The organism is Streptomyces sp. NPDC016677 (genome assembly GCF_055562815.1).
The window spans coordinates 19,441-40,936 of the sequence record NZ_JBVHEO010000026.1 but is presented as its reverse complement, the minus strand read 5'-3'; the positions used below and the strand labels follow the sequence as shown (position 1 = coordinate 40,936).

The following is a 21,496-nucleotide window of genomic DNA, read 5'->3' as shown; positions in this document are numbered from 1 at the left end:
CCGGGTGCTGTGACCGCCGCTCCGCGAGGACACGTGAGGGAAGCGGATCTGCCGGGACGGGCCGCGCGGTCCGCCCCGCGCGAAGCCCGGCCCAGCCTCCACCCCGCGTCACCCCGCGTCACTCCGCTCCACCAGACTCCGAAGCGAAGGACCACCGATGTTCCGCTCCCGCAGAGCGCCACGGCTCGCCGCCGCGCTCACCTCCGCCCTCCTGCTCCTCACCGCCGCCACCTCCTGCGGCGGGGACGAATCGGACTCCGGCACCTCGGGTTCCGGCACCGGGGCGAGCGCCTCCGGAAAGTCCGCCTTCCCGGTCACCATCGGCCACAAGTACGGTTCCACGACGATCGAGTCCGAGCCGAAGCGGATCGTCACGGTCGGCCTCACCGACCAGGACGCGGTCCTGGCGCTCGGCAAGGTGCCGGTCGGCACCACCGAGTGGCTGGGCGGCTACCCGGGGGCCATCGGCCCGTGGGCCGAGGAGAAGCTCGGCGGGGCCGAACTCCCGGCCGTCCTGAAGGACACCGGCACCGGCCCCCAGGTGGAGCGGATCGCCGCGCTCAGGCCCGACCTGATCCTGGCGGTGTACGGCGGGCTCACCAAGGAGCAGTATCAGTCGCTGTCGGCGTTCGCGCCGGTAGTCGCCCAGCCGAAGGAGTACAACGACTACGGCGTTCCCTGGCAGGAGCTGACCGAGCGGGTCGGCCGGGCGCTCGGCAAGCCGGACCGGGCCGCCGAAGTGGTCCAGGAGACCGAGGACACCATCGAGGCGGCGGCGGCCGAGCACCCCGAGTTCAAGGGCGCGACCGCACTGATGGCCACCCCCTACGAGGGCATGTTCGTCTTCGGCACCCAGGACGCGCGCTCGCGGCTCCTCACCGACCTCGGGTTCTCGCTGCCCCAGGGGCTGGACAAGGCGATCGGTGACCAGTTCGGCGCGAACATCAGCAAGGAGCGCACCGACCTGCTCGACCAGGACGCCATCGTGTGGTTCGCCGGTGACGTCACCAAGGACGCCGCCAAGCTGCACGCGGACGCCTCGTACCAGGACCTGGGTGTGGTGAAGGAAGCCCGGGAGGTCTTCGTGGCCGAGTCGAGCGACTACGGCCACGCGACCTCGTTCGTCTCCGTGCTGAGCCTGCCGTACGTGGTGGAGCGGCTGGTGCCGCAGCTGGCGGCGGCCGTGGACGGCAAGCCGGCGACCGAGGTGGAGCAGCCCGCTCCGTGACCCCGGGCCGCGCGCCCCGCGGGGGACGTGTCCCCCTCGGGGCAGGTCAGGTCAGCCGTCCATCGCCTCGGCCAGGCTGCGGGGCCGCAGGTCCGTCCAGTGGGTCTCGACGTACTCCAGGCAGGACTGCCGGGAGGCGGGGCCGTGGACGGCGCGCCAGCCCGCGGGGACGTCGGCGAAGTCGGGCCACAGACTGTGCTGGTTCTCGTCGTTGACGAGCACCAGGTAGACGCCGTCGGGGTCCTCGAACGGGTTGGTCATCGGGTTCCGCCTCCTCGGTTCTCGGGTGTGCGCGGGTTGCCGTCCGCCCACGCGCGCAGGCCGTCCAGGGCCCGGAACCAGGTCCGGGCCAGATCCTCGACCGCCTCGCGCGGCAGCAGCTCTTCCAGGTACGCCCAGTGGGCGGACAGCACGGGACCGTCCGGGCGGTCCTCGGTCACCACGTTGATCTCCAGTGCGTGGCCCTGCCGCATCGCGGGCTCGGGGCCGATGTCGGCCGCGTCCTCCTCGGGCGCGTACGACCAGTCGGTGTCCTCGGGCAGCCCGAAGCGGCCGAGGTAGTTGAACTCGACGCGGGCCGGTTCGCGGGCCGCGAGGATCTCGCGTCCGCGGGTGTCGAGGTGGCGCAGCAGCCCGTAGCCGACGCCGTTCGCGGGCAGCGACGCGAGGTGGGCGCGGATCCGCCGTACGGTGCCGGCCGCGGCGGGGCCGCCCGTGAACGCGTCGGTGAGGTCGCCCTCCCCGGCGTCCAGGCGGACCGGGAAGACGCTGGTGAACCAGCCCACGGTCCGGGACAGGTCGACGCCGTCCCCGGCGAGTTCCGCCTCCCGGCCGTGGCCTTCCAGGTCGACCAGGACGGTCCGGTCATGGCCGCCGTGCCGGTGGCGCCAGTCGGCGAAGGCGAGGGCGAGGGCGGCCAGCAGTACGTCGTTGACGCCGGCGCCGAAGGCGGCGGGGACGGTCGACAGCAGCGGGCCGGTGCGCTCGGCGGGCAGCCGCAGGACGACCTCGCGGCGGGTGGCGGTGGTGTCGCGGGCGGGGTCGGGTTCCCGGGTGAGCGGGAAGGGTTCCGTGCCGCCGTCCAGTACGGAGGTCCACACCGGCACTTCCGCCTGGCGGGCGGGGTCGCGGGCCAGGTCGGTCAGGAGCCGGGACCAGCGGGCGAAGGACGTCTCCACGGGGCCCAGGCGGGCGGGGCGGCCCGCGCGGACGTCCTGCCAGGCCGCCGCCAGGTCCGGCAGCAGCACCCGCCAGGAGACGCCGTCCACCACCAGGTGATGGGCCGCCAGCAGCAGCCGTCCCGGCGCGTCGCCGCCCGCGTCGAACCACACGGCCCGCACCATCTCCCCCGCGTCCGGGTCCAGCCCGGCCCGGGCGGTGTGCGCGTGTTCCCGTACGGCACCGGCCAGCGCGGTGGCGTCGAGGCCGCGGACGTCGACCCGTTCGATCCACCGCGCGGCGTCCACGGAGCCCGCGGGCGGGACGTGCAGCGACCAGTCGTCGCGGGGGTGGGGCCGCACCAGCGTGGCGCGCAGCATGTCGTGCCGGTCGGCGAGCGCCTGGAGGACGGCCCTCAGGCCGGGCAGGTCCAGGTCGGCGGGGGTGCGGACCAGCGCCGACTGGTGGTACGTGGCGAACGGGCCGCCCAGCTCGCGCAGCCAGTGCATCACCGGGGTGAGCGGCACGGTGCCGGTGCCGTCGTCCTCGGGGCGGGAGGCGGCCGGGCCGGTCTCCTCGGCGACGGCGGCCAGCGCGGCCGGGGTGCGGTGCCGGAAGACGAGGCGCGGGGTGATCCGTACGCCCGCCGAACGGGCCCGGCCCACGAGTCGCATGGCGACGATGCTGTCGCCGCCGAGGGCGAAGAAGTCGTCGTCCGCGCCGACCCGTTCGAGCCCCAGGACATCGGCGTAGACCGTGCACAGGGCCTCCTCCCGGGGAGTACGGGGGGCCCGCCCGCCGGAGAGGGCGGTGAAGTCGGGGGCGGGCAGCGCGGCCCGGTCCAGTTTGCCGTTGGCCAGGCGCGGGAAGCGCTCCAGCGGCACGACGGCGGCCGGCACCATGTGGTCGGGCAGCCGGGCCGCGACATGGGCGCGCAGTTCCGCCGGGGCGGCAGTGGACACCACGTAGGCGACCAGCAGGGTGCGCGGGCCGTCCTGGCGTGCCGTCACGAGCGCTTCCGTGACGGCCGGGTGGTGGGTGAGGGCGGACTCGATCTCGGCGGGCTCGACGCGGAAGCCGCGGATCTTGAGCTGGTCGTCGGCCCGGCCGAGGAAGTCCAGCCGTCCGCCGGCCGTCCAGCGGGCCAGGTCGCCGGTGCGGTACATGCGGGTGCCCGGGGTGCCGAACGGGTCGGCGACGAACCGCTCGGCCGTCAGCGCGGGGGCGTTCAGATAGCCGCGGGCGAGACCGCCGCCGGACAGGTACAGCTCGCCGGTCACCCCCGGCGGCACCGGTCGCAGCCGCTCGTCCAGGACGTGGGCGCGGGTGCCGGCCACCGGCCGTCCCACCAGCGGGCGTTCGCTGTCCCGCACCCGGGCCACCAGGGCGTCGACGGTGGACTCGGTGGGCCCGTACAGGTTGTACGCCTCGGGGCCGCGCGGACCGGCCAGGCGCCGCCAGAGGGCGAGCGGTACGGCCTCGCCGCCCACGCCGACCGCCGCGAGCGGGCCGTCGGCGTCCAGCGGCAGGCCGCTGTCGGCCATCTGGGCCAGCAGGGACGGGGTGACCTCCAGGAAGTCGAAGCGGTGGCGTACGACGGCGGCGGCGAGGAGTTCGGGATCGCGCCGTACCTCGTCGGAGACGATGTGCACGCAGTGCCCGTCCAGCAGCCAGAGCTGGGGCTGCCAGGACGCGTCGAAGGAGAACGACCAGGCGTGCCCCGCCCGCAGATGGCGCCGCCCGGTGGCCTCGACGGCCGGGGTGTAGAGGGTCTCGCGGTGGCTGTGGAAGAGGTGGCCGAGGGACTCGTGGGTGACGACGACACCCTTGGGACGGCCGGTGGAGCCGGAGGTGTGGATGACGTACGCCGGGTGACGGGGCGTCAGCGGGGCGGTGCGGTCGGCGTCCGTGAGGTCGGCCGGGTCGTGGGCGGCGATCCGGGCGGCCGTCGCCGGGTCGTCCAACGGCAGGGCACCGGGGAGTTCACCGGGCGCGGCGGCAAGGGTCGTCAGGGTCAGTACCGGGCGGGCGTCGGCGAGGATGCCGGCGGTGCGGTCGGCCGGGGCGTCCGGGTCCAGCGGCAGACAGGCGGCGCCGGCCTTGTGCACGGCGAGGACGGCGACCAGGAAGCGGGCGGTGCGCGGCAGGGCGAGGGCGACCAGGCGCTCGGGGCCGGCGCCGTGTGCGACCAGGAACCGCGCCAGGCGGTTGGCCTCCGCGTTGAGTTCGGCGAAGGTCAGCTCGATGCCGTCGGAGGCCGCGGCGGGCCGGTCCGGGCAGGCCCGTACCCGCTCCTCGAAGAGCGCGGGCACGGTGGCCGGGGCGGCGAGCGGCGGCCTGGCGTGCCATCCCGCGGTCAGGCGGCGCCGTTCGTCCGGGGCGAGGATGTCGATGGCGCCGAGCCGCAGGCCCGGGTCGTCGGTGACGGCCCGCAGGACGCGCCGCAGACGCTCCGCGAACGACTCGGCGGTCGCCCGGTCGAACAGGTCGGCGCTGTACTCCAGCACCCCGTCCACGCCGGTGCCGTCGGCGCGTTCCACGAAGTCGAAGGAGAGGTCGAACTTGGCGGTCGGCGTCGCCACGTCGTCCCGGGCGGCCCGCAGTCCGGGCAGTACCGGGGTGTCGTCCCCGGCGGGCAGGTGGACCACCATCACCTGGAACAGGGGGTGCCGGCCCAGGGACCGGGCCGGGTTGACCGCCTCCACGACCCGTTCGAACGGCACGTCCTGGTGGTCGAAGGCGGCCAGGTCGGTCTCCCGTACCCGGGCGAGCAGGTCGCGGAAGGCGGGGTCGCCGGCGGTGTCGGTGCGCAGGACCAGTGTGTTGAGGAAGAACCCGACGAGGCCGTCCAGGGCCGCGTCGGTACGGCCGGAGACGGGGCTGCCGATCGGGATGTCGTGGCCCGCGCCGAGCCGGGTGAGCAGGGTGGCGACGGCGGCCTGGAGCACCATGAACACGGTGACGCCGTGCTCGCGGGCCAGCCGGCGCAGGGCGGCGGCCGTACCGGCGTCCAGGGAGAGGTCGGCCGCACCGCCCCGGTAGGTGGCCTCCAGCGGGCGCGGCCGGTCGACGGGGAGCGGCAGTTCCTCGGGGAGGCCGGCCAGGGCCTGCTTCCAGTAGGCGAGTTGTGCGGTGCCGACCTGGTCGAGCAGCGCGTTCTGCCAGAGGGTGTAGTCGGCGTACTGGACCGGCAGCGGGGTCCACTCGGGGGGCCGCCCGGCGGTGCGGGCGGCGTAGGCGTGGGCCAGGTCGCGGCTGAGCGGCGCCTGCGACCACTCGTCGCCGGCGATGTGGTGCAGCACGTGCAGCAGGGTCCATTCGCGGTCGCCGGTGCGGAACAGGTGGACGCGCAGGGGCGGTTCGCGGTCGAGGGCGAAGCCGTACGCCGCCGCCTCGGCGAGCCGTGCGGGCAGCGGTCCGGCGCCGGTCTCCTCGGTCTCGAACGGGACGTGCGCCTCGTCCGGTGCCAGGACCCGCTGGCGGGGGCGGCCCTCCTCGTCGGGGAAGACCGTGCGCAGCGTCTCGTGGCGCGCGACGAGGTCCCGCACCGCGGCCCGCAGCGCGTCGACGTCCAGGGTGCCGGTGAGCCGCCAGGCGGTGGGGATGTTGTACGTGGGGCTGGGGCCCTCGACCTGGTGGAGGACCCACAGGCGGCGCTGCGCGGACGACAGCGGCAGCCGCGCCGGACGCGTCCCCGCCGTCAGCGCGGGCCGGGTGGCGGTGCGGGCCGCGTCCAGCCGGGCGGCCAGCCGGGACGGCGTCGGCGCGTCGAACACCGTGCGCGGCGCCACCTCGGTGCCCAACGCCTCCCGGACGGCTGCGGCCAGCCGCATCGCCAGGAGGGAGTGACCGCCGAGGGCGAAGAAGTCGTCGTCCACACCGGCCTCCGGGGCGCCGAGCACCTCCGCGAACAGGGCGCGCAGGATCTCCTCGCGGGGGTCGCGGCCCCGGCCGCCGGCGCCGGCGGCCGCCGTGAGGTCGACGGCGGGCAGGGCGCGCCGGTCGATCTTGCCGTTCGGGGTGAGCGGCAGCGCCTCCAGGGGCACGAAGGCCGCGGGGACCATCGGCGACGGCAGTGCGGCGGCCGTGCGGCGGTGCAGCTCCGCCGGGTCGACGGTGTGTCCGGCGGCCGGGACGACGTAGGCCACCAGCCGCTGGTCGTGCGGGACGACCACGACGCGGCCGACGGCGGTGTGCCGGGCCAGGACGGCCTCGGTCTCGCCGGGTTCGACGCGTACGCCCCGGATCTTGACCTGGTGGTCGGTGCGGCCGAGGAAGTCGAGGCGGCCGTCGGCCGTCCAGCGGGCCAGGTCGCCGGTGCGGTACATGCGGGTGCCGGGGGCGCCGTACGGGTCGGCGACGAAGCGTTCGGCGGTGAGGGCGGGGCGGGAGAGGTAGCCGCGGGCCAGCTGGACTCCGGACAGGTACAGCTCGCCCGGGACGCCCGGGGGGACGGGACGCAGCGCGGCGTCCAGGACGTGGGTCCGTGTGTTCCACACCGGGCGTCCGATCGTCACGCGCGCGGTGCCCGGCCCCACCTCGGTGGCGGTGACGTCGACGGACGCCTCGGTGGGGCCGTACAGGTTGTGCAGTCGGGCCGGCAGCAGCCGGTGGAAGCGGTCGGCCACCGCGGGCGGGAGGGCCTCGCCGCTGCACAGCACCCGGCGCAGGCCGGTGCAGCGGGCGGCGGCGGGCTCGGCCAGGAACACCTGGAGCAGGGACGGCACGAAGTGCGCGGTGGTCACGCCCTGGTCGCGGATCAGCGCGGCGAGGTAGGCCGGGTCTTGGTGGCCGCCGGGCTCGGCGAGCACCAGGGCGGCCCCGGTGGTCAGCGGCCAGAAGAACTCCCACACCGACACGTCGAACCCGGCGGGGGTCTTCTGGAGCACCCGGTCCTCGCCGGTCAGACCGTAGGCGTCCTGCATCCACAGCAGCCGGTTGGCGATGCCCCGGTGCGGGACGACCACGCCCTTGGGGCGGCCGGTGGAACCGGAGGTGTAGATCACGTACGCGGGGGTGGCGGGGTCGTAGGCGGTGGGCAGGTCACCGGCCGGGCCGTCGTCGGGCAGCGCGGCGTCCACGACGCACACCGGTCGGGCCTCCGCCAGGACGAGCGCGGTCCGCCCGGCCGGCTGGTCGGGGTCCAGCGGCAGGTAGGCGCCGCCCGCGCGGTGCACGGCCAGCAGGGTGACGACCAGGTCCACGGAGCGTGGCAGGGCCACCGCCACGGTGCGCTCGGGTCCCACGCCCCGGCCGGCGAGCACCCGGGCCGCCCGTTCGACGCGGGCGTCCAGTTCCGCGTACGTCAGGTGCTCGGCGCCCGAGACCAGGGCGGTGGCGTCGGGGGTGCGGGCCGCCTGGGCGCGGAAGAGTTCCGGCAGGGTCGTGGGCGGGGTGTCGTGCGCGGTGGCGTTCCAGCGGGTGAGGACGAGGTCCCGCTCGTCGTCGGTGAGCGGGTCCAGGTCGCGTACGGCGGTGTCCGGTCCGGCCGCGATCTGCTCCAGGAGGCGGACCAGGCGCCGGGCCAGCCGGCCGGCCGTCGCCTCGTCGCAGCGGTCGAGGGCGTATTCCAGGAGCAGCACCAAGCGGTCGCGGCCCGTGTCGTCCACGGAGTGGTCCACGAAGGTGAAGTGGAGGTCGAACTGGGCCGCGCCGGTGTCCATGTCGTACCACTCGGTCGGCAGGCCCAGGACGTCCGGGTCGCCGTCGGGCCGGTGGTGGTAGCCGAGCATGACCTGGAAGAGCGGGTTGCGGCCCGCCACGCGGGGCGGGTTGAGGGCCTCGACGACCCGGTCGAAGGGGAGGTCCTGGTGCTCGAACGCGGCCAGGGACGCCTCCCGCACCCGACCGAGGAGTCGACGGAACGTCAGGTGCGGCCCGGAGAGGTCCGTGCGCAGGACGAGGGTGTTGACGAAGAACCCGACGAGGTCGTTCAGGGCGTCGTCGGTGCGGCCCGCGATGGGCGTGCCGAGGGGGATGTCGTCTCCGGCGCCGTGCCGGTGCAGGAGGGCGGCGGTGGCGGCCTGGAACAGCATGAACATGCTGGTGCCGGTGGCGGCGGACAGGTCGCGCAGGGCGCGGGCGGTGGCGGGGGGCAGGTCCAGGCGGATCTTGCCGCCGCGTCCGGTGGGTGCGTCGGGGCGGGGGCGGTCGAGCGGGAGGGCCAGTTCCTCGGGCAGGTCGCGCAGCGCCTCGGTCCAGTGGGCGAGTTGTCCGGGGCCGATCCGGTCGAGGAGGGCGTCCTGCCAGAGGGTGTAGTCGGCGTACTGGACCGGCAGCGGCGTCCATGTGGGCGCCCGGCCCGCGCGGCGGGCGGCGTAGGCGGTGGTGAGGTCGGTGAGGAAGGGCCGGTCGGACCACTCGTCGGTGGTGATGTGGTGCAGCACCAGGGCCACCACGTGGTCGTCGGGAGCCAGCCGCAGCACCTCGGCCCGCACCGGCAGCCCGGCGGACAGGTCGAAGGGACGGCGCTGGGCCGCCCTGATCCGCGCGGCCGTCCCGTCCTCGTCCACGTCGGTGACGAGGAACTCGGGTTCGGCCTCCGCCATCGGGACGACGTACTGGTACGGCTCGCCGTCCTCCTCGGCGAACCGGGTGCGCAGGGCCTCGTGCCGGACGGTCACGTCACGCAGCGCGTCACGCAGCGCGTCCACGTCCAGGGCGCCGCGCAGCCGGAACACCAGCGGGAAGTGGTAGGCGGCGCCGGCGCCGGTGAGCCGTTCCACCAGCCACAGCCGCCGCTGGGCCGCCGACAGCGGGACGCGTGCCGGGCGTGGGGCCACGGCCCGCAGCGGGGGGCGGGTGGAGCGCGGTCCGGTGTCCGCGCGCCGGGCCAGCGCCTCGGGGGTCGGTGCCTCGAAGAGGTCCCGGATCGCCAGTTCCGCGCCCAGTTCGGTGCGGGCGCGGCTGATCAGCCGGGTGGCGAGCAGGGAGTGGCCGCCCAGGTCGAAGAAGTTGTCCTCGGCGCCGGTCCGGGGCAGCGCGAGCACCTCGGCGTACAGCCGGCACAGCACCTCTTCGGCGGGGGTGCGCGGGCCGCGCCCTTCCGTCAGGGCGACGGCGGGCTCCGGGTCGGGCAGGGCGCGGGCGTCGAGCTTGCCGTTGGCGTTCATCGGCAGCCGGGGCAGGACCACGAAGGCGGCCGGGACCATGTGGGCGGGCAGCCGCCGCCCGAGGTCGTCGCGGAGCCGCCGGACGAGGGCGCCGTGGCCCCGGGTGGCGGTGGGGGTGTTGGCGTACGGGGCCGAGCCGCGGTCGGGGCGGGGGCGGTGGAGGCCGGTCGTGCGGCGGGGGCGGGCGCCGGGGAGGAAGACGGCGTCGAGCAGGCCGGGGCGGTCCGACCAGGTGGTCAGGACGTGGTGGCCGTGCCGCTCCCCCAGGGCGCGCAGGTCCTCCGGGTCCACGGTCGCGACCGGAACCGGCGTGGTCTCCCCGTCCATGGCGCGCTGGGCTGCGAGGTCGTCGGCGGTGCGGGCGTCCGGGACGCGGCGCACGCGCAGCGGTCCCGTGCCGTCGAGGCGGGCGGCGAGGTCGTCGGGTCCGGCCCAGTCGACGGCGGGGACGGTGTCCAGCCGGGTCGCCTCGGCGGTGCCCTCGTGGAGGATCACGTCGTAGCGGTAGCGGGTCAGCTCGTTGTGGTGGCGGCCGGCCTTGACGCGCAGTTCGACATCGGCGCCGAGGGTGCTGAACCAGTCGGGGTCGACGAGGAGTTCCTTCTCCAGGGCGAGTCCGCGCTCCACGGCCCGGCGCAGGGTGGCGGGGTCGGTGCCGGTCGCGGCGCGGGCGCGCTGGACGCCGGTCTGCAGGACGCGGGCCTGGCGCAGGTCGCGTACGTCGCCGAGGAAGAGGGCGCCGCCGGGGGCGAGCAGGTTCAGCGCGCCGCGCAGGACGCGGTGCAGGTGGTCCAGGCTCGGGAAGTACTGGACGACGGAGTTGATGACGACCGTGTCGAAGAAGCCGGTGGGGAGGCCGTCGGTGACGTCGGCGGCCTGGCAGCGCAGGGTGACCTTCTCGGCCAGTTCCGGGTCGGCGGCGAGGTCGGCGCCGAGCTTGCCGATGACGGGGGCGGCGAAGTCCGTCGCCCAGTACGCCTCGGTGTGCGGGGCGAGCCGGGAGAGCAGCAGCCCGGAGCCGACGCCGATCTCCAGGACGCGGCGCGGGCGCAGGGCGCGGATGCGGCGGACCGTCTCCTCGCGCCACTCGCGCATGTGGTCCGCGGGGATGGGGGTGCCGTCGTAGGAGCTGTCCCAGCCGGCGAAGTCCTCGGTGCGCACGGCCGTGCCGATCTCGGTGTACTCGGCGCTGTAGATGTCCCGCCACTCGCCGATCTGCTCCCGCTCGGCCGACTCCCGCGCCTCGGCGTCCGGTTCGGCGGGGACGACGTAGCCGACCAGGCGGCGGGTGCCGGGGGCGGTGGTGTCGTCGCGGGCGAGGACGGCGGCCTGGGAGACCTCGGGGTGCTGGGTGAGGGCGGTCTCGACCTCGCCGGGTTCGACGCGGTGACCGCGGATCTTGACCTGGTCGTCGGTGCGGCCGAGGAAGTCCAGGTTGCCGTCGGGGCGGCGGCGGACCAGGTCGCCGGTGCGGTACATGCGCTCGCCGGGGCCGCCGTGCGGGTCGGCGACGAACCGTGCGGCGGTCAGACCGGGCCGGTCCAGGTAGCCGCGGGCCAGGCCGGCGCCGGCGACGTACAGCTCGCCCGGCACGCCGTCGGGGACGGGGCGCAGCCAGGTGTCGAGGACGTGGGCGCGGGTGGCGCGGATCGGGCGGCCGACGGTCGGGGTGGCGCTGTCGCGGGTGCCGCCGCCGAGGGTGTTGATGGTGTACTCGGTGGGCCCGTACAGGTTGTAGCCGCAGGTGCCGTCGGTGTCCCGCAGGGTGTTCCACACCGTCTCGGTGACCGCCTCGCCGCCGAGCAGCACCAGCGGCGGACGGTGGCCCTCCAACAGGCCCTCCTCGATGAGGAGATGGGCATAGGTGGGGGTCACGTTGACGACGTCGACACGGTGTTCCTCGCAGTAGGCGACCAGGGCGGTGGCGTCGCGCCGGAGTTCCTCGTCGCAGATGTGCACCTCGTGGCCCTCGACGAGCCACAGGAGTTCCTCCCAGGACATGTCGAACGCGAAGGACACGGTGTGCGCGATGCGCAGCCGTCGTCCGCCGGCGGCGGCGGCGATCGTGGGGGCGAAGATCTCCTCGCGGTGGTTGAGCAGCATGTTGGTCAGGCCCGCGTACGGGGTGACCACGCCCTTGGGACGGCCGGTGGAGCCGGAGGTGTAGATGACGTAGGCGGGGTGGTCCAGGCGGAAGGTGACGTCCGGCGGGCCGTCGGGCAGCGCCGCGAGGGCGGCCGTCGTGCCGGGGTCGTCCAGGAGCAGGCGCGGGGTGTCGGTGGTGAGGCGGCGGGAGACGGCCCGGGTGGTCAGCAGGAGCAGCGGGCGGGCGTCGGCGAGCATGAGGGAGAGCCGCTCGGCGGGGTGGTCGAGTTCCAGCGGGAGGTAGGCGGCGCCGGTGCGCAGTACGGCGAACAACGCCACCACCGTGTCGATCGAGCGGGGCAGGCCCAGCGCGACGACCCGTTCCGGGCCCGCCCCGTGGGTGACCAGCAGGCGGGCGAGGCGGTCGCAGCGGGCGTCGAGTTCGGCGTAGGTGGCGGTACGGGCGCCGCAGACCAGGGCGGTGGCGTCCGGGGTGCGGGCCGCCTGGGCGGCGAGCAGGTCGGCCACGGTCTCGTGCGGTACGGGCGGGCGGCTCGCGGCGTCCGCGCGGGCGACGGCGGCACGCTCGGCGGGCAGTACGGTGTCCAGCGCGCCGACGGGCGCCGCCGGGTCGGCGACCAGGCGGTCCACCGCCCGTACGAACCGGTCCAGCAGGGTCCGGGCGCAGGTGTCGTCCAGGACGTCGGGGCGGTGGGCGAGGGTGACGCGGACCTGGTCGCCGGGGGTGACGACGAGGTTGGCCGGGTAGTGGGTGGCGTCCACGTTGGCGACGGCGGTGGCGCCGTGGCGGGCGCGCAGTTCCGCCAGCCGGTCGTCGGTGTCGGCGTTGCGCAGCACGAACAGCGTGTCGAACAGCCGCCGGTGCCCGGTCTCGGCCTGGAGGACGCCGAGGCCGAGGTATTCGTACGGCATCAGCGCCAGCCGTTCGCCCTGGACGCGGCGCAGCAGGGCGAGGACGGGTTCGCGGGGGTCGAGGGCGATGCGGGCGGGGACGGTGTTGAGGAACATGCCGACGACGTTCTCGACGTCGGGGACCTCGCTGGGGCGCCCGGCGACAGTGGTACCGAAGGCGATGTCGGTACGGCCGGTGGCGCGGGCCAGGACCAGCGCCCAGGCGGCGTTGAGGACCGTGTTGACGGTCAGACCGTGGCGGCGGGCGAAGCCGCGCAGCCGCTCGGCGGACGCCGGGGCGAGGGTGGTGTCGAGGTGGCGCGGGACGACCGGTGCCAGGCCGCGGTCGGCGGCGGCGGGCGCCAGCAGCGTGGGCTCGTCGAAACCGTCGAGGGCGGCCCGCCAGGCGCGGCCGGCCTCGGTGTCGTCCTGCCGTTCCAGCCAGGTCAGGTAGTCGCGGTAGGAGCCGGGGCGGGCGAGTCCGGCCGGGTCGCCGCCGCTCTCGTACAGGGCGAAGAGCTGGTCCAGGAAGAGCCAGGCGGACCAGCCGTCCCAGAGGATGAGGTGGCGCCCGACGACGAGCCGGTCGCCACGCTCGTCACCGAGCCGGATCAGCAGCATCCGGAAGAGGAGGGGGCTGCCGAGGTCGAAGCGGCGGGCCCGTGACTCCTCCAGCAGGCCCTCCATCCGCCGGTCCTGCGCGTCGCGCGGCAGCCCGGAGAGGTCGACCTCGGTCAGCGGTACGGAGGCGTCCCGGACGATGAACTGCACCGGCCGGCGCAGCCCTTCGCTGGTGAACCCGGCGCGCAGGCCGGCGTTGCGGGCCAGCAGCGCGCGGACCGCGGCACGCAGCCGGGCGGCGTCCACGCGCTCGGCGAGGTCGAAGGACTCGTGGACGGTGTAGACGTCCAGGGCGCTGTCGTCGTACGCGGAGTGGAAGAACAGCCCCTCCTGGAGCGGGGCGAGCGGCCACACGTCCTCGATGCGGCCGGGGGCGATCCGCTCGACGCGGGCGCGTTCCCCGTCGGTCAGCTCCACGGCGGGGGCCGGTGCCCCGGTGCCGGTGTCCTGGACGTCCGTCGCGGCCTCGGCGAGGGCGGCCGGGGTGCGGTGCGTGAAGACGTCGCCGGGGCCGAGGGCGAGTCCCGCGCGGTGGGCGCGGCCGGCGACGGCGATGGAGCTGATGCTGTCGCCGCCCAGCAGGAAGAAGTCGTCGTCGGGCCCGGCGTCGGGCAGTTTCAGGACGGCGGCGAAGATCTCCGTGAGCAGCCGCTCGCGGGGGGTGCGCGGGGCGCGGGGCGCCGTCCGTACCGCCCGCGGGGCGGGCAGGGCGGCCCGGTCGAGCTTGCCGCTGGGGGTGAGGGGCAGGGCGTCGAGGACCACCCAGGCGCCGGGGATCATGGGGGCGGGGAGGGAACCGGCGAGGGCGGCGCGCAGGGCGGCCGGGTCGAGGGCGTCACGCGGGGCGGGCGGTTCGGGGGCGGCCGTCGCGCCGCCGGACGGTACGACGTAGGCGACGAGGGCCCCGTCCCGTACCGTCACGGCGGCCCGGGCGACCTGGGGCAGGGCGGTGAGCGCGGCCTCGATCTCGCCGGGTTCGACGCGGTTGCCGCGCAGTTTGACCTGGCGGTCGGTGCGGCCCAGGTACTCGATCACGCCGTCGGCGCGGCGGCGCACCAGGTCGCCGGTGCGGTACATGCGGCTGCCGGGCGGGCCGTACGGGTCGGCGGTGAACCGTTCGGCGGTCAGCGCCGGGCGCCGGTGGTAGCCCCTGGCCAGCTGTACGCCGGTCAGGTACAGCTCCCCGGGCACGTCGTCGGGGACGGGGCGCAGGCAGGCGTCGAGGACGCGCAGGCCGGTGTTCCAGACCGGGCGGCCGAGGGGTACGGAGGCCGCCGTGTCGTCGGCGGGGCCGTAGGGATGGTGGGTGACGTCCACGGCGGCCTCGGTCGGACCGTAGAGGTTGTGCGGCGGGACGCCGGTCAGGGTGAGCCAGCGGCGGGCGGCGGCGGGCGGCAGGGCCTCGCCGCTGGTGAGGACGTGCCGCAGGGACGCCGACCAGGCGGGGTCACCGGCGACCGCGTCGTGCTGGAGGAACGCCTCCAGCATGGACGGCACGAAGTGCATCGTGGTGATCCGGTGTTCGCGGACGAGGGCCGCCAGGCAGGCCGGGTCGCGGTGGCCGTCCGGCCGGGCGAGGACGACCGCGGCGCCTGCGAGCAGGGGCCAGAAGAACTCCCACACGGAGACGTCGAAGCTGGACGGCGTCTTCTGCAGGACCCGGTCGTCGGCGGTGAGCCGGTAGGTGTCCTGCATCCAGGCGAGGCGGTTGACGATGGCGCGGTGGGTGACGACGACGCCCTTGGGCGGGCCGGTGGAGCCGGAGGTGTAGATGAGGTAGGCGGGGTCGTCGGGGCGGGCGGGCACGGATTCGGGGCCGGGCCGGGGGCCCGGTTCCTCGGCGTCGAGCAGGAGCGCCGACGACGGCACCGGCAGCCGGCCCGCCTGCGAGGTGAGCGTGACCACGGTCGCGGCGCCGGAGTCCCGGAGCATGTGGGCGACCCGGTCGGGCGGATAGTCCAGGTCGACCGGCAGATAGGCGGCGCCCGACTTCAGTACGCCGAGCAGCGCGACCATCAGCTCCGCCGACCGGGGCACCGCCACCGCGACGAACTCCCCCGGCCGCGCGCCCAGGCGGGCGGCGAGCGCCTCGGCGCGGGCGTCGAGTTCCGCGTACGTGAGCCGGGTGTCCTCGAAGACGACCGCCGTCGCCTCCGGGGTCCGGGCCGCCTGCGCGGCGAACGCCGCCGCGAGGGTGGTCTCCGCGACGGGCCGGTCCGGGCCGGCCGGGTGGGCGCGCAGGGCCTCGTCGGACGAGAGGAGTTCGACGCGGGCCGCGGCCCGGCCCGGGTCGTCGGCGATGGCCTCCAGGACGCGGACCAGGCGGTCGCCGAGGGCGCGTACGGTGCCGGTGCCGATCCGGTCGGCGTGGTGCTTGAGCCGCAGGTCGAGCCGGGGGCCCGGCTTGACGACGAGGGCGAGCGGGTAGTGCACGGTGTCGTGGAAGGCGTCGCCGGTGATCCGTGTCCGGCCGGAGGCGTCGTGGAGGCCGGTCGCGGCGGGGTAGTTCTCGAACACGACGAGGGTGTCGAAGAGTTCCCCCTCCCCCGCGTGCCCCGCCAGGCGCTGGATCTCCGCGAGCCCGAGGTGCTGGTGGCCGAGGAGGCGGGCCTGTTCGTCCTGGAGGCGGGTGAGCAGACCGGCGAGGGTGGCACCCGGCGTCCAGCGGAAGCGGGTCGGCACGGTGTTGATGAACAGGCCGACCATGTCGGCGATGCCGTCGACCTCGCTGTCCCGGCCGGAGACCGTGGTGCCGAAGACGACGTCGGCGCGGCCGGTCAGCCTGCCCAGGAGCAGTCCCCAGGCCGCCTGGACCACCGTACCGAGGGTGACGCCGTGTTCCCGCGCGCGGCCGGTGAGGCGCTCGGTGGTCTCCTCGGGGAGTTCCACCCGGACGTGCGCGGGGTGTACGGGGGCGGCGGAGGGCGGGGCGGTCACCAGGCGGGTGGGTTCGTCCAGGCCGGTGAGGGCGGCGCGCCAGGCGGCGCGGGCGGCCTCGCGGTCCTGGGCGGCCAGGCGGCGCAGGAAGGCCCGGTAGGGGGTGACGTCGGGGAGCGTCGGGGCGTCGGTGCCGTAGTACGCCATCAGTTCGCGGTGCAGGACGGGCAGCGACCAGCCGTCGGCGATGATGTGGTGGAACGTCAGGATCAGCCGGGCGCGGTGGTCGTCGAGGCGGACGAAGGCGCAGCGCAGGAGGGGCGGCCTGGCGAGGTCGAAGCCGGCGGCGCGTTCCGCGGCGGCCGTCCGCTCGACCAGGGCGGGGTCGTCGTGGGGAGCGGGGCCGGTCTCCCGCCAGGGCAGTACGGCCCGTTCGGTGACGATCTGTACGGGGGTGCCGTCCGGGCGGCTGCGGAAGGCGGCGCGCAGGGGGGCGTGGCGGTCCAGGAGCCGTTGCGCGGCGCGGCGCAGGGCGGCGGCGTCGACCGGGCCGGCCAGGTCGAGGATCTGCTGCACCACGTAGGTGTCCCGGTCCGCCCCGCCGGTCAGGGCGTGGAAGAAGAAGCCCTGCTGGAGCGGCGTGAGGGGGAGCAGTTCCGCGACGGGCAGCGGGTGCGTGCCCTGGACGGCGGCGAGCCCGGCGGCGTCCAGGGTGAGGAGCGGGGTGCCGGCGTCCTCCGTGTCCTCGGTGCGGGCGGCGGCGCGGGCGAGGGCCTCGGCCGTGCGGTGCCGGAACACGTCGCGGGTGGTCAGCGTCAGCCCCGACTCGCGGGCGGCGACGAGGAGCCGGATGGCGCTGATGCTGTCGCCGCCGACGGCGAGGAAGTCGTCCTCGGCGGTCACCGAGTCCAGGCCCAGCACCTCGGCGAAGAGCCGGCACAGCAGCCGTTCGCGCGGGGTCCCGGGCGGGCGGCCGGAACGCGTCGCCGCGTGGTCCGGGGCGGGCAGCGCCCGCGTGTCGAGCTTGCCGCTGGGGGTGACCGGCAGTGCGTGCAGGGGCACGAACGCCGAGGGGACCATGTAGTCGGGCAGCCACTGGGCGGCGTACGCGCGCAGGGCGCGCATCAGTGCCGTCACGTCGCGGAAGGGGGCGGGACGGTTGGCGTGGGGGCGGGTGCCCGAGGGGCGGTAGCGGCCGGTGACGGGGCCGTCGAGGGCGAGGACGGCGTCGAAGGCGCCGTCGTCGGCGGTGGCGTTCCAGGTGAGGGCGGCCCGGTAGCCGTGCGCGGCGGCGAGGGCGTGGAGGTCCTCGGGGTCGGCTCCGGTGCCGGCCGTGCCGCTGCTGTCGTCGAGCCGGCGCAGGTCGGCGAGGTCGTCGGCGAGCCGGGTGTTGGGGATGCCGGTGATCCGCAGCCGGGGCGGGCGCTCGGCCAGCAGCACCCGGAGCGAGCCGGTCCCGGTCCAGGGCACCTCGTGCTCGTCGGGGCCGGTGGACGGCGTGGCCCCCGGTCCGGGGCGCAGGACGACGTCGTACCGGTACCTGCTCAGCTCGTTGTGGTGGGCGCCGCGCTTGAGGCGGATGTCGGCGTCGAAGCCGTCGAGGGCGGCGAAGTAGTCGGGGTCCAGGAGGAGTTCGCCCTCCCAGCGCACCGACCGCTCGACGGCCTCGCGCAGCGCGTCCTTCTCCGCCTCCTGACCGGGACCGGCCCGGCGGGTCTCCACGGCGGCGCGCAGGGTGCGCAGCAGCCGCAGGTTGCGGACGTCGCCGACGAAGATCCGGCCGCCGGGGGCGAGCAGCGCGGCGGCCCGGCGCAGGACGTCGGTGAGGTGGCCGGCGCCGGGGAAGTACTGGACGACGGAGTTGAGGACGATCGTGTCGAAGTGCGCGGCGGGCAGGCCGTCGGTGTCGTGGGCGGGCCGCGCGGACAGCCGGACCCGGCCGGCCAGGCGCGGGTCCGCGGCGATCTGGCCGCGCAGCGCCTCGACCGCCCGCTCCGAGAGGTCGGTGCCCCAGTAGCTCTCGCAGTCGGGGGCGATCCAAGACAGGATCAGGCCGGAGCCGGCACCGATCTCCAGGACGCGGCGCGGCCGGAGTTCACGGATGCGGTCGACGGTCGCGTCGCGCCAGGCGCGCATCTCCTCCACGGGGATCGGGCGGCCGTCGTACATGCTGTTCCAGCCCGCGAAGTTCTCCCGGAGCCCGGCGGTGGGCGCCCCCTCCGCACCGGCCGCTCCGTACAGGAGTTCGTGCAGTTCGCGCCACTCCTCGACCCGCGCGTGGTCGTCGGACGGCGCGTCCAGGGCGGGTACGACGTAGGCGGCGAGCCGCCGGTCGCCGGGGCGGTCCTCGCGGGCGACCACCGTGGCCTGGTCGACGGCCGGGTGGCCGCGCAGTACGGACTCGATCTCGCCGGGCTCGATCCGGAACCCGCGGATCTTGATCTGGGTGTCGGCGCGGCCGAGGAACTCCAGCCGGCCGTCGCCGCGCAGCCTGACCAGGTCGCCGGTGCGATAGAGCCGTTCTCCCGGGGCGCCGAACGGGTCGGCGACGAACCGCTCGGCGGTGAGGCCGGGCCGGTTCAGATAGCCGCGGGCCAGGCCCTCCCCGCCCAGGTACAGCTCCCCGGTGACGCCGGCGGGCACGGGGCTCAGCCAGGCGTCGAGGACGTAGGCCCGGGTGCCCGGGTCGGGGACGCCGATGGGGACGAGGGAGCCGGGCGGGATGTCCGGGTCGCACAGGCCGAGCGTGGAGTTGGTGGTGGCCTCGGTGGGGCCGTAGGCGTTGAACATCATCCGGCCGCGGGCGTAGCGGGCGACCAGCTCGGGCGAGACCCGCTCGGTGCCCGCGAGCAGGGTGGCCGCCGGCGGGAGGGTCACGTCGTCGGGGAGGGCGGCCAGCAGCGCGGGCGGCAGGATCATGAAGGTGACGCCGTGGGCGTGGGCGTAGTCGGCGAGCGGTGCCGCGGGCACGCGGCGTTCGGCGGGCACGACGACCAGGCGGCCGCCGGAGAGCAGGCCGAGGCACAGGTCCCAGAAGGCGACGTCGAAGCTGGGCGAGGCGAACTGGAGCACCCGGCTGTGCGGGCCGACACCGAACCGCCGGCTCTGGGTCGCGACGAGCTTGGCCACGCCGCTGTGCGCGAGGACGACGCCCTTGGGGCGGCCGGTGGAGCCGGAGGTGTAGATGACGTAGGCGGCGTTGCGGACGGTGAGCGGGGCGCCCCGGTCGGCGTCGGTGGGGTCGTGGGCCGGGCGGGCGGCCAGTTCCGCCGCGGTGGCGGGGGCGTCGAGGGCCAGCGCTGTCATGCCGCCGCGGGCGGGCAGGTGGCGGGCGCCGTCCTCGGTGGTGACCAGGCAGACGGGCGCCGCGTCGCCGAGCATGTGGGCGATCCGGTCGGCGGGGTAGTCGGGGTCGACCGGGAGGTAGGCGGCGCCGGACTTCAGGACGGCGACCTCGGCCACGATCAGGTCGGCGGAGCGGGGCAGGGCGATGGCGACGACGCGTTCGGGGCCGGCGCCGCGGGCGATCAGGGCGTGCGCCAGCCGGTTGGCGCGGGCGTCGAGTCCGGCGTACGTGAGCTGTTCGTCCTCGAAGACGAGGGCGACGTGGTCGGCGCGGCGCCGGACCTGCTCGGCGAACATCGCGGGCCAGGTGTCCGGGGGTACGCCGTGTCCGGTGGCGTTCGCGTCGACGACGATCCGGCGGTACTCGTCGGCGTCCAGCAGGGCGAGCCGGGCGACGGGCGTGTCGGGGCGGGCGAGGGCGTCGGTGAGCAGGGTGCGGTAGTGGTGGAGGACGCGGTCGGCGGTGGCCTCGTCGAAGAGGCCGGGGTGGTAGGTGGCGCGGGCCTCGCCGCTCTGTACGTCCAGGAGCAGGTCGAGGGGGGCGGGCAGGCCGGTGGCGGGCCGGCCGGCGGTGGCGAAGGCCGTGTTGAAGAACAGGCCGCCACCGCGCGTCGGCCGGGGACGTACTTCGTCCACCAGCATCTCCAGCGGCAGCCGCCGGCTCTCGGCCTCCTGCCAGGCATGGGTCACCCGGCGCACCAACTCCCTGAATCCCGGCCCGTGTCGCAGACTGACCCGGACGGGCAGTCCGTCGTGGCCGACGGTCAGGTCGGTCGCCCCGCTGTAGCGGTGCAGCAGGGCGAAGAAGGCGGCCAGCAGGACGAGGCCCGGGGCGTCCGGCACCCCGGTGAGGGTGCGCGCGGACCGGTCCGGGTACGGATCCGGAGGGTGGGGCCGGTCGGCGGGCAGGGCGGTCTCCGGAGGCGGTGGGGTGAGCAACGTCCGCCAGTGGACCAGGGAATCGTCGGAACCGCACACGACAGCGCGCCTCCCGGCAGGTCGGTCCCGGCCCTGGGCCGGCGGTCGGCGCCATAGTAAGGTAAGGGTTACCTAATTCACAGGGTGCGCACAGCTTCCAGGCGATTCCAGGCAGACCTGACCGAAGGAAAACGGACGTGGGGACCTTGGCGGTCCGGGCGGCGAAAGGCCCCCGCGCGGCACTTCTGCTCATCCTCTCCGGCGCGGCGCTGCTCGCCCTGTGCGCGATGTCGATGGCGTTCGGGGCGCTGAGCGTGCCCCCCGGCCAGGTCTGGGACACCCTGCTCGGCCACCCGCCCGGCTCCCGTGTCGACAACGTCATCTGGTCGGTACGGCTGCCCCGCACCGCGCTCGGTCTCGCCACCGGCGCCGCGCTCGGCCTGTCCGGCGCCCTGATGCAGGCGCTGACCCGCAACCCGCTGGCCGACCCCGGCATCCTGGGGGTGAGCGCGGGCGCCGCCTTCGCCGTCGTCCTCGCCGTGGGCGTCCTGGGCATCGGCTCGGTCCACGGCTACATCTGGTTCGCCTTCGCGGGGGCGGCGGTGGCCAGTGCGCTGGTCTACGGACTCGGCGGGCTCGGCCGCTCCGGCAGCACCCCGGTGAAGCTGGCCCTGGCCGGGGTCGCCGTGACCTCACTGCTGTTCTCGCTGACCAGCGCGGTCGCCCTCACCGACCCGGACGCCCTGAACCGGTACCGCTTCTGGTCCGCGGGCTCGCTGGCCAACCAGGACCAGGGGGTGCTGCTGCGGGTGCTGCCCTTCCTCGCCGTCGGCGCGGTGCTGGCCCTGGCCTGCGCCCCCGCGCTGAACAGCCTCGCGCTCGGCGACGACGTGGCGAAGTCCCTCGGTCTGAGGCTCGGCGTGGTACGGGTCCAGGGCGTGGTGGCGGTGACCCTGCTCACCGGCGGAGCCGTCGCCGTCATCGGGCCCGTCGTCTTCGTCGGACTGGTGGTGCCGCACATCGTCCGCGTCCTGACCCAGGCGGCCGGCATCGGCCCGGACCACCGCTGGCTGCTGCCGCTGTCGGCCGTGCTCGCCCCGTGTCTGCTGCTCGCGGCCGACATCGCCGGACGGCTGATCGCCCGGCCGGCCGAGGTGCAGGCCGGCATCCTGGTCGCCTTCGTCGGCGGCCCGTTCTTCATCGCGCTGGTCCGCCGTCGACGCCTCGCGGAGCTGTGACC

General features: G+C 75.7%; 4 protein-coding genes. 2 read left to right on the top strand and 2 right to left on the bottom strand.

The window, feature by feature from the left end; all coding sequences use genetic code 11:
- Window positions 1-157: 157 nt before the first annotated feature.
- Window positions 158-1,228 carry an iron-siderophore ABC transporter substrate-binding protein gene (locus tag ACZ3IG_RS35245; protein ID WP_467437268.1) on the top strand — a complete coding sequence of 357 codons (1,071 nt, stop codon included), beginning with the start codon at window positions 158-160 and terminating at the stop codon, window positions 1,226-1,228.
- A 51-nt stretch (window positions 1,229-1,279) separates the two neighbouring features.
- Here ACZ3IG_RS35245 and ACZ3IG_RS35240 read toward each other — a convergent pair whose 3' ends face one another.
- Both ACZ3IG_RS35240 and ACZ3IG_RS35235 read right to left on the bottom strand, forming a co-directional pair.
- Entirely contained in the window at window positions 1,280-1,489 is a 210-nt protein-coding gene (locus tag ACZ3IG_RS35240) for an MbtH family protein (protein WP_215165300.1), read from the bottom strand.
- The gene (locus ACZ3IG_RS35235) at window positions 1,486-20,316 is read right to left on the bottom strand and encodes an amino acid adenylation domain-containing protein (RefSeq protein ID WP_467437266.1); all 18,831 of its coding nucleotides are present in this window, start codon (window positions 20,314-20,316) and stop codon (window positions 1,486-1,488) included. Before ACZ3IG_RS35235 ends, ACZ3IG_RS35240 begins: the two co-directional genes overlap by 4 nt.
- Window positions 20,317-20,453: 137 nt before the next feature.
- Here ACZ3IG_RS35235 and ACZ3IG_RS35230 point away from each other — a divergent pair, with 137 nt between their 5' ends.
- Window positions 20,454-21,494: a FecCD family ABC transporter permease gene (locus ACZ3IG_RS35230; protein ID WP_467437265.1), complete on the top strand. Its 1,041-nt coding sequence runs from the start codon at window positions 20,454-20,456 to the stop codon at window positions 21,492-21,494.
- Window positions 21,495-21,496: the final 2 nt, after the last annotated feature.

What these genes read in the sequence shown, in the direction of transcription:
- ACZ3IG_RS35245 (WP_467437268.1), top strand. Translation starts at nt 158, where the DNA reads ATGTTCCGCTCCCGCAGAGCGCCACGGCTCGCCGCCGCGCTCACCTCC.
- ACZ3IG_RS35240 (WP_215165300.1), bottom strand. Translation starts at nt 1,489, where the DNA reads ATGACCAACCCGTTCGAGGACCCCGACGGCGTCTACCTGGTGCTCGTC.